General features: G+C 56.4%; 1 protein-coding gene. It reads left to right on the top strand.

Annotated features, from left to right (window positions below; all coding sequences use genetic code 11):
* The first annotated feature begins 1,081 nt into the window (after positions 1–1,081).
* The gene (locus IVA80_RS34340; RefSeq protein WP_247439550.1) at positions 1,082–2,185 is read left to right on the top strand and encodes a DUF2817 domain-containing protein; all 1,104 of its coding nucleotides are present in this window, start codon (positions 1,082–1,084) and stop codon (positions 2,183–2,185) included.
* Positions 2,186–2,402 lie beyond the last annotated feature (217 nt).

Raw genomic sequence — 2,402 nt, 5'->3', positions numbered from 1 at the left:
CTTTTCCAATGCGCGAGCATCGGTGGACGGGTGGAGCGAAGTTGCTAGGTCCATTGCGACTAGCGAATTTGATTTCGTCATCTCATACCTCTGAGGCCATTGAACCGGCGGGTGCGGCGATCGTTCGCGTTCCAACTGCTGGATGTTCTGCAAGCGCCGGTCGGGCATGCATCGAAGCGCCCCCGTAGTCCTTAGCGATTAGTTGCTTTTCGAGGTCGGGATCGTAGACCTGCGGGCGCGCTATTATTGTGCTGTTTGCAGGTATTTCCGCAGATTTCATGCATCATCCCATGTAAGAGGCCGAAAACCTGTGAGTGATCTGCGGGTTTCTTCGGTTTAGACAAGCCAGAAACGTTAGCGATCTCCTTTGAGAAGTCAGTTTTGAGCCGCGGCTATCTGAGTGAGATCAGCCGGGGTTTGGCCTGACTGCTTTCCTGCGGGTTGAACAAGAGCCTGGGTCTCGTGGCTCTGGACCATCCGAGAATAATCTCAGCTCCATCCTTCGGTGGCTACGCATCGCAGCAAATGTGGTGCGGCGCACGCTGCGGCCGGAACGCGTTGCCGCAGCTAAGCTAAACTCGCACGTCCCGCGCAGAATTCTACGATGCGAGAGCATCATTGAGAATAGCCAGCATTTACCGGAGTAAATGAAAGGCCCCAAGAATCGACGGCGGTAAATAGTAATGGCAATAAGCATGGCGTTTTTGGTGAGCCGCAAAGGCCTAATACAGACGAGTTCGTCCGCGCTCCTGACTGTGCGTTGCATTTCTGCGTAACGACCGCTGAGGTGCAGTTTTCCATGGCGCGCGACACCGTGGCAGGCGCGAAGTTAACAAAGATCTCGTGAGAAGCTCCATGTTCCTCCATGCGGGCGCAGTATTTCTGGAGTGTGAGGACTTACATTGCAGAAATTCGGCTCACGGAGTCGATAGCGTTGGGGCTGGCAACTTGATCAAGGTGCCGGCAAATTGCGTGGCCCCTCAACGTATGCTGGTAGATGGCGTGCGAGTCAGGGTAATTCGCCGCGAGGTTTTGGCTGTTCGCCCCGACCCAGAGGCGAATGAGGGTGGAGGTAAGCAGCGTGAGCTTTGACATTGCACAGCAGGCCGCTTCTGTCGTGTTTTCCGACGCTTATCTGGAAGCTAGGGAAAAATTCGTGGCTGCGGTGCCAACGCCAAGATCGTACCCCTGCAGCTCGAAGGGGCCATCCGGCGAGGCTCTGTTCACGGATGTGGCCTACTTTGGCAGCCCGGATGCCAGAAAGCTCCTGGTCCTGGTTTCCGGCACGCACGGTCCAGAGGGGTACCATGGATCCGCAGCTCAACTGCTGTTTTTGCGAGCAAAGCTCCACGAGGAGCTTCCGAGCTCGACCGCCGTGCTCTTCATCCACGCGTTGAACTGCTACGGGTTTGCGTGGGATCGCAGGTCGACTGCGGAGGGATGCGACCTGAACCGTAACTTTATCGATTTTTCGAAGCCGGTTCCTCCGAATCCCGAGTATGAGGAGCTGGATCAATATTGCGTTCCTGCAGACAGAACGGAAGAAGCAATCCGCCGCGCAGAAGCTGCGATTGCCGACTATCGCAAGCTGCACGGCGAGCAGGCTTTCCGATCCGCGAGAATGCGTGGTCAGTACAGCAGGCCAGGAGGCCTGTTTTACGGCGGAAGCAAGCCGACCGAAGCCAGGCGAACCCTCGAGCAAACAGTGGCCGATTTTGACGTGGCGGCACGCGATAACGTCATCATCATCGATTACCACACCGGGCTCGGTCCTTACGGCTATGGGGAGCTGCAATGCGAGCAGCCGTCCGGACTAAAGGGGTACGAGCGAGCTGCAAAAATCTTCGGGCCCTCCGTGACATTGCCGGATCTAGGCACCTCCTCTTCCGTCAACCTGCACGGGACGCAGGACGAATACTGGCAGCGTATCTTGGGGGATCGGCACACCTATGTTGCCCTCGAGTACGGAACGTATCCTAGTTCGCCAGTACTGCGCGATGAACACTGGCTATTTAGGTATAGACCGGACGCGGTTGATTCCGAACTGGGCCGGCAGATTCGGACGGCCATGAAGCGCCATTTTTACCCACAAAAACCAGACTGGAACGAGATGGTTCTTTGGCGAGCACACTTGGTGCATCGACAGGCGCTCGATGGGCTTGGATCTGGAGACTTAGCTGGCTAGCTGCGACAGTAGCAGCGGTAAAGTGCACAGTTCGGCGCATCAACGAAGCTGAGATGGCTGGGCTGGTGTTTGGAATAAGAGAGGGCGAGACGGATAACCGTGCCGGCAAATCGATCGACGAAACGAAACGTCAATGGTTGCGAAGAGGAACTGATCTATGACCGCGCTCAAACCGATCCCGTTCACCGGTGCTCCGTTCCCGAAATCAGAGTACGAG

This window comes from Bradyrhizobium sp. 139, from assembly GCF_023074175.1.
Lineage (GTDB): Bacteria > Pseudomonadota > Alphaproteobacteria > Rhizobiales > Xanthobacteraceae > Bradyrhizobium.
Note: the sequence above shows the minus strand (reverse complement) of the source record. Positions and strands in the feature narration are given on the sequence as shown.